This window comes from Segniliparus sp. (genome assembly GCF_051660745.1).
Taxonomy (GTDB): Bacteria; Actinomycetota; Actinomycetes; order Mycobacteriales; family Mycobacteriaceae; genus Segniliparus.
The window spans coordinates 1-6,894 of the sequence record NZ_JBOFQF010000040.1 but is presented as its reverse complement, the minus strand read 5'-3'; the positions used below and the strand labels follow the sequence as shown (position 1 = coordinate 6,894).

Sequence of the window (6,894 nt, the reverse complement as noted above, 5' to 3'; positions counted from 1 at the left end):
GCCATCGGCGTGGAGAAACAAACCGTCCACCTGTGGGAGCAAGCACGCATGGCTCCGGGCCTCGGCATGGTCCTGCGCACCGCTGTCGCCCTCGACATGAACATCAGCGACCTCGTGCGAGTCCTCGACCACAAGCTGGCAAACGACGAAAGCTAGCGGAAGCGGAGCGGCCTGTATCGGTTCGGATGTGGGAGATGCTCCCTAGCATGGGACTGGGCGGAAATTCATTAACCCCTGATCAGGCCGTACCCGCCACGTTGCGTTGGAACATGGGCATGTGCCTCTTGCGGCGGCGAACCACGGCTGAGCTGGGTAGATGATCAAGTAGTTCTGTGATCAATCGAGGTGGCGAGATGCGCCAACGGCTGTGCGGTTAGTCGCTATGTCCGGTATCGGGCTCCGCTTCATCTGGTTCTTCGTCGAGCCAGATGAACGCTTTGGCCACCGCGTCCTCATCGGTGCCGAGGATCTTCAGGCTGATCCAGATGAGCGCATACAGCTGATCTACCCCGAGCTGGGCGACCAGAACGTCTGGGTCGCCCAGCGCCTGCGCGAGATCCGCTCCCTCGACGCGATCATCGACCGGCTCGAAACCGACGCCCAGAGCCGCTCCGCCGTCGCCGGAGCGGGGACGAAGGACCGTCTGCCGCTGCTGCAGATCCAGACCCGAGGAGCCCACCAAGCCGTCCTCGACAACGCCCAGCGGGCGGGGAAGCGCACCGGGGCACGACCTCGCCGAACCGGGACAAAGCCGTCGCGGCCCTCGACCTCGACGCGCAGCGCCGCTCCGCCCGAGCCCGCCCGCCCCGGCATCAGGCCTGCGCCCGAACAGGAAGAGGGTACGGTCGCATCGGCGCTGCGCCGCAAAATGACAGCCCAAGAACACGAGCACAAGAGCGAGCTCTCGAAGAAGGACAGGGAGATCAAAGACCTGAAACAAGAGATCGCCGCCCTCAACGGCGAACTGCTTCGTCTCCAACGAGCCGCCGCGCCCGGGCGGTGACTACGTGGGCAAAGGCCGCGGCGAGGGCAGGGCCAGGCTGTAGCGGAGGAATCTTCCGCAGTCCTGGCCATGCGGCGGACTGTCGGTGGCGGGTCGCGGCTCGCGACGACAAGAAAACGTTGGCCGGGAATTCGATTAACGTGATCTGGTCCCGACGACCTGGGACGGCGGCAAGAGCGTTGCTCAGGAATCCTGTCACGAGGCCTCTGCGGCAAGAGCGCGACCTTGCCGACATTACTTAGGCAAGAGTAACCTTGCCTGCGATTAGTTTAAGGGCGAGACACGCCGAGGTGACCTGCGCGAACAAAACTTATTACAATTAACCCTTGTCCGAGCGCATGGCAATTGTGTACGGTTAACTTGTCAACAGAATTATCGGACAGCCTCTCTCCAGGTTCGCAAGACATGGAATCCGGGGCGCGGCTCAGGTTGGAGCAGCCCGTATTTTTAGTTCCGTTTCGGCGGTTTTCGGACTAGCATTTTGAGATCCTCAGACCTCGTCGAGCGATTCCGTGCTTGTTTCTCGAAATGATCCTAGAAAAGCAACGATAAATCACAATCAGCCAAGATTTCGATTGGCAGTCTGAACGAAGGAAATCAGATGCTGCCTATTCGCGGACAAGCAGTCGGATCCGACCTCGCGCGGTTTCGGCTGGCAGGCACGTCGAATTTTGGTGTTTCGTATCAGTATTGAGGATATATGTTCCGACCGGGACGGATCTTCATTGTTTCCGGTTTTGCGCTGCCTTTGGCGCGATGCCGAAGTTCGAACTCAGCCTGCCTGTTCTAAGGACTGGATGACTCATGTCGCCGATACCACGCCTCGCGGAAGCTATACGCGAAGGAATCACCACGAGCGCCGCGAACCTGCAATTGCTTGTCAACACTATCGAGGATGTCGTGACGCAAGTGCTGCGCGAGGTGCGCAACGACTCGCTAGCGGCCCTTCACACGGCTCACTATCTGGAATGGGCGGTGTCGTCGAGATTGGTGGGGGCCGCGAGAGCGGCGGGCAACGAGGCGGCTATCGAGTCCTCCGTCGCAGTGGGCCTCTCTGCGGCGTTCAACGACCAGGCCAATCTAGCGGATTTCTCGCTCGGGGCCTCGACGGATCGGAGAAACCGGCTTGCCGTGCTCGCGAGCCTGTACCGCATGCACGCGTACGTCGCGTTGGCGGCGCAGCGCGCGGGAGCGCCGCTGACCGCGCACCCGGTCGAGCTTCTTCGAGGAATGGTCCAGGCGACCTTCGCGCCCTGGCAGACGGCGATGATCGACAACCGTTGGAACGGGGACGATGTCGATGTCCGGGTTCGGGTCGTGGAAAGGGGCGGGGTCGTCGCACTGGAGCTGGCAGTGGCTCCCAACCAAGCCCGAAGCGCCCCCGAAGTCCCTCTGTACACATGGAACATGCAAGGGGGGAGCCTGGGGTACGCGGAGAAGTGGGCGCGGGTCAGAGACGGCATGCTCAGGGCATCGGGGGGGCGTCCGGCGGCGCAGATCGTCGCGCTGCAGGAGGCGGGCGGCACGATGCCTTCCTACCAGGAGCCTGCCCCAGGTGTCGGAGACAACGACGTTTACCCGTTGAACCAGCGGACCCAGATCGAGCCGAGGCCTCTCGTGGACCCCGCCACCGGCCAGATCCCCGAGGCAAGGATATGGCGGTGGAGGGTGCGCGATCAATTCGGGGAGGACCGGCATGTCGAAGAATACAGATGGTCCATCGGAAGCGCGGGCAGGACGAGGCAGGACCACCGGATTTTCCATTACAACGTGGGGCGGCTGAGGGTCAACCTGGCCATCATCATTCCGGAGGACTGGGCGGATCGCGTGACTCCAGTGATAATCGCGGACGGAGAAGGGCAGAACCGTCCGCTCCTCGGCCTTCGCATCATGCGCGACCCGGCCGACCCTCGCGGTCAGGACATCACCGTGTACTCTTTCCACGCGGTTTCCGGAGGCGGCCCGAACGCCCCGCACATGCTTCGCGAGGTCGCCGCGCACACAGCGACCCCTTTCGTGGTCGCTGGCGATTTCAACCGCGAACCTCGGCAAGGCGCCGCTCCAGCGACATCGTGGTTGTTCCCCTCAGAGGTCGGCTCGGCCATCCCGTCCGACCGGCCGACGCATAACAACAACTTCCTCGATTACGCGGTCGCGTCGACTTCCCGCGACCCAGGGGCGACGGGGATCACGCTGGACCGAGGAGACTCGGACCACGGGCCCGTCTTCTACTTGCTAGCCCTGCTCCTTTTCCTCCGCGAATGGACCCCCCAAAGCTCGTAGCAGGAGCCGGAAAGAACCTCTGAAAGGAACCAAACATGTCGATAGCGTCTTCCGTCTCGCCACTGGGCAATGGAAACGACTGGATACCCTCGGGGCGGTACGGGGCCTCTTCTTTTGGAGAGACAACGACGACTGTCGCGACAACATGGTGGACGTCATCGCTTTTAACGGAACCGCCAGCCCCAGCGAGGGAGTCGAGTTTACAGCTATGCTGGACCGACAAAGACGGTAGCCTCCACTACGGCGTCATCGAGCTCTCTGTCCCCCCGGGGTCGTCTCTGCCGCGGCCGGGCGAGATGCGGAGGAAGTGGAGCGCCAGCAGCTCTCAAAAATACTCCGGCCCGGTTTCGATAGCCCACGATAAAACCCGCATGATTATCTGCGCAGGGCTCGAATCATCGCGCAGCGACATCTTAGAAGTGGACCGGACCAGCGGCAACTACAAACCCCTGCCGGGCTTGGACCTGTCGGCGGCGAGCCTAGCGTATTACGCTGGCGAGATCCACGCGGTCGGAGGGCGCGGCGGGCGGCTTGTCCACGCGAAACTGGGCCGCTGGTTGGGCTCGGGCGGGGCTGGGCCGATCGATTTCGAGGAGATCCCGACCCGATCCGGGTTCTCCGCCTCGCACCTGCAGCCTCGGCTGGCCGTGTACCAGGGCAAGCTCCACGCGGTGTACCTGGACGACGGACAGCTGTGCCTCGCGGTGTGCGACGGGGAGGCGTGGTCGGCGTACTCGCCGATACCGAACGTGCGGGCCAACACGCGTTGGCAGCACGGGCTGGCCGTCGTAGAGGGAAGGCTCATGCTCGTATTCTGCAGCGGAGTGTCGGACGACGGCTACGACTTGGACTCGGGCCTGTACATCCTCGAGCACAACGGGACCTCTTGGGGAAATTTCCGGCGCTTCAAGTCGAGCCTCAAAAGCGCGAACGTCCACGTGGCGGCCTTCGGCGCCGCGACGGTCGTGTACCACGGGAGTCCGTCGGACTACTACAAGGCGCGCGCCACAACGCCTCCGCCGACGGATCGACAGCGGCCGCTGACCATCATCAACGACAACGTGGGGCATTTTCCCGCGGTCATGGTCGCCGAGGGGAGCGGTGGGCAGAAAATGCAATTCGACTACTCGGAGTTCACAGAACCGCCGGATCCGGAAGAGGAAGAAACGCCTTGGTACCGCTCGTGGTGGTTCTGGGGGGTAACGGCGGTCGAAGTGTCAGGCGCGGTCGTGTTCACGATAGCGACCGGCGGCACTGGCTCTGGCTCTATCGTCGGAGCTGTCGCAAGGGCCGTTGGAAGGGCCGCTCTGAACACAGCGGTCCGCGCAGTCGCAGCCGCCGCAAGGCAGGGGAACAGGCTGGGAACGGCATTGAACATCGGGCGCCGCCCAGGTTCGGCGTCTAGGGGCGAGTACGAGCTCCTAGAGCGGCTGAAAACGGAATGAAGCAGAGCATGCCCCGCCGATCACACTAACCCGACGATCAGACTAAGGAGTCTAGAGATGGCGCAACCAGAGCCCGCGAACACTATCAGCGTGTCGAAGTACACAGGCGGCGGATGGGGGCCCGTCGAGCAGATCGCCTCCTCTGCCACGGCCATCACCGGGGCCGACGGTGCGATCGACCGGTCCGGCTTGCCGTGGGTCGTGTGGGCCAACGGCGAATCGGGCGCCAATCTCACGCCCGTGCCCGCGGCTGGCAGAGAGCCCAAGTCGATCCCACCGACCACCGAGATCCGCTTGGGAAAATCCGCGCCCGGCGGCGTCCCGGTCTTCTTCTTCCACAACGGGGCGCGATACCTGACTCATCGGGACGGCAATAGTTTCTTCTACGCCGAGACCGATCCTCAAGGGCCGGTATCAACCCTGGAATTAGACCGAATCCTTTCCTCGGGCGCTGCTGGGGGCAGCACGGGGGGGATTAGCGTCGGCGACGTGCGGATCGTCAGCTACGCGGGCAGGCTCCATCTGCTCGCCCAGACGGAGGAGGCCTTTGAGGCAACAAAGCAGTCGCTGCTCCTCCACGTCGTCTTGTCCGAAGAACAGGGGGGCGAGCACGCGCCTGCCGTGGCACTGGGGGAGGCCGACCGGCTGATCGCCCCCGGCACGCCGTACCTCGACGCGATCGTCTACCAAGGCCGCCTGCATGTGTTCTACGCCACGGAGAAAGGCGGGGTTCGTTGCGCAAAACACGACGGCTCGACCTGGACCTCACCTGTCGCGGCGGGCGAGGTCGTCACAAAGCACAGAACGTCCGCGGCGGTCTACCGCGGCCTGCTCGCCCTGTCCTTCCGCCCCGACGGTTTGCTCCCGTTCGTGTCCGAGCAGGACGACCGGTGGTTCACCACGCATTACGACGGCACGGTGTGGTCCGACCCGAAAGCGATGTACCCCGAGCCGGACCGGCGAGCGGGGCGCGAATCGGTCCTTTTCGCGAACGGGAGCGACCTCCTGGCCGTTTCCTGGAACACAAACGCCTAACCGAGAAAAGAGAGAACGACGATGACTTCCTCCGCGGAGCTGTACTCCTTCGTGAACTATTCTTACGACGGGCACATTTGGCACGAGCATTCGAGCATCTCGGGCGGGCCGCCTCGTGAGCTCTATTTCGTATTCGAAAACAAAGAAGACGGCTCCGAAGGCCGGGTGACGAAATACCGCATGGTTTATAAATTTAATTCTGGCGAGATCGACCTCAACTCACCATCCGGCATCAAGTACCTCGATCCTAATATAGCGGGGGCCGAGCACGTTCCACAGCTGTTCTACGGCCAGCACGGCTCTCTCCACGTGGCCTACTGCCCGGATAATTTTCAGACAGAAATAAGGGTCGCCGAATGGGATCCGGCGTCGACGAGAGACACGAGCGGCCCTTATCGGATCGAGCGCGACATCAGGGGTTCCGCGTACCGATTCGCCTGGTACGCAGGCACGTTGTACTACTTCCACGTGACGGAGGGTCGTCGCATGTTCTTCACCGAAGTGGGACTTGAAGACGGTGCGGACGATTCGTATGGAGTTCTGGAGAACGACCGCGAAGTACCCTGGGTCGGGAGTTTGGACACCAAAGAGGTCAACTTCGAGGTTGTTGAAAGCCAGGAGCTTCTGGTGCTCGTGTACGCGGACTCGTTGTACTCTCTGCGCAGTATGGTGTTCGATGGAGAGTCTTGGAGCGAGCCGACCGTCATACCAGGAGCCTCGTCGATCAACAGGTTCGGGCTCCTCGACCACGACGGCCTCCTCTATCTCGCCTACAGCAGCGTGTTTCCGCCCCGGCCTTACAGCAGGGAGGGCCAACAAAGCGTCATCAAGTTCGACGGAGTGTCATGGTCGGCCCCAGAGCTGCAAGAAGTCTTCAAAATGCACAACGCGGGATGCACCCTCACTCGATCCCGCACAGCTCGAGGCGGGATGTTCTTGAGTCAATTCTCGGCCCTGAACTTGGCCGATGAGCTACCAGTCATCAGCAAGCTGGAATGACGAGACTAGTCTCGTCTGGCTATAACGGCGAATCTTAGGTGGGGTTGTCGATGAATCTCAGGTGCGGTTCGGTGATGGGGGCATGATCAATGTTGATGAATTTCAGGTGAGTTTGGGGGTCGCCGCGCG

The 6,894-nt window shown here is 62.3% G+C and carries 5 protein-coding genes; all 5 read left to right on the top strand.

Features of this window, described 5'->3' with window-relative positions:
- Positions 1 to 382 precede the first annotated feature (382 nt).
- The 5 genes from ACRC20_RS14045 (at position 383) to ACRC20_RS14025 (ending at position 6,765) form a co-directional block, all read left to right on the top strand.
- Entirely contained in the window at positions 383 to 1,003 is a 621-nt protein-coding gene (locus tag ACRC20_RS14045) for a hypothetical protein (RefSeq protein WP_438687009.1), read from the top strand.
- Positions 1,004 to 1,807: 804 nt separating this feature from the next.
- A complete protein-coding gene (locus tag ACRC20_RS14040) occupies positions 1,808 to 3,286 on the top strand; it encodes a hypothetical protein (RefSeq protein WP_438687008.1) in 1,479 nt (492 codons plus the stop codon).
- Positions 3,287 to 3,657: 371 nt separating this feature from the next.
- Positions 3,658 to 4,731: a hypothetical protein gene (locus ACRC20_RS14035; RefSeq protein WP_438687007.1), complete on the top strand. Its 1,074-nt coding sequence runs from the start codon at positions 3,658 to 3,660 to the stop codon at positions 4,729 to 4,731.
- A gap of 57 nt (positions 4,732 to 4,788) precedes the next feature.
- Positions 4,789 to 5,766 (top strand): hypothetical protein, encoded by a 978-nt coding sequence (locus ACRC20_RS14030; protein ID WP_438687006.1) that lies wholly within the window; start codon positions 4,789 to 4,791, stop codon positions 5,764 to 5,766.
- A gap of 21 nt (positions 5,767 to 5,787) precedes the next feature.
- The gene (locus tag ACRC20_RS14025) at positions 5,788 to 6,765 is read left to right on the top strand and encodes a hypothetical protein (RefSeq protein ID WP_438687005.1); all 978 of its coding nucleotides are present in this window, start codon (positions 5,788 to 5,790) and stop codon (positions 6,763 to 6,765) included.
- Positions 6,766 to 6,894: the final 129 nt, after the last annotated feature.

Bases quoted from the DNA above. Each gene is read 5' to 3' on its own strand.
- ACRC20_RS14040 (WP_438687008.1), top strand. From the start codon at position 1,808: ATGTCGCCGATACCACGCCTCGCGGAAGCTATACGCGAAGGAATCACC.
- ACRC20_RS14030 (WP_438687006.1), top strand. From the start codon at position 4,789: ATGGCGCAACCAGAGCCCGCGAACACTATCAGCGTGTCGAAGTACACA.
- ACRC20_RS14025 (WP_438687005.1), top strand. From the start codon at position 5,788: ATGACTTCCTCCGCGGAGCTGTACTCCTTCGTGAACTATTCTTACGAC.
- ACRC20_RS14045 (WP_438687009.1), top strand. From the start codon at position 383: ATGTCCGGTATCGGGCTCCGCTTCATCTGGTTCTTCGTCGAGCCAGAT.
- ACRC20_RS14035 (WP_438687007.1), top strand. From the start codon at position 3,658: ATGATTATCTGCGCAGGGCTCGAATCATCGCGCAGCGACATCTTAGAA.